The following is a 282-nucleotide window of genomic DNA, read 5'->3' on the forward strand; positions in this document are numbered from 1 at the left end:
CTGGTTTCAGTCTGGAAACCGCCCTTGACCGTTGGTTGATAAGGAATGGCCCGGGTCACGAAGTTGACCACGCCGCCGACGTTTTGCGGCCAGTAGCGCACTGCGCCGCCTCCGCGCACAACATCCACCGCGTCCATGTTGCCCATGCTGACCGGGGCAAAAGACAACTGCGGCTGACCGTAAGGCGCGAAGGGCACCGGGATGCCGTCCATCAACACAGTTGAGCGCGAGGCCAGGCGCGGGTTGAGGCCGCGAATGCCAAAGTTCAAGGCCATGTCATGG

Annotated in this window: 1 protein-coding gene; it reads right to left on the bottom strand. The window is 62.4% G+C overall.

Annotated features, from left to right (window positions below; genetic code table 11):
• The coding region (locus BK665_RS33635; RefSeq protein ID WP_185076743.1) for a TonB-dependent receptor plug domain-containing protein at nucleotides 1-282 on the bottom strand (282 nt) is incomplete at both ends.

Source organism: Pseudomonas frederiksbergensis (assembly GCF_003732665.1).
Classification (GTDB): Bacteria; Pseudomonadota; Gammaproteobacteria; order Pseudomonadales; family Pseudomonadaceae; genus Aquipseudomonas; species Aquipseudomonas frederiksbergensis_G.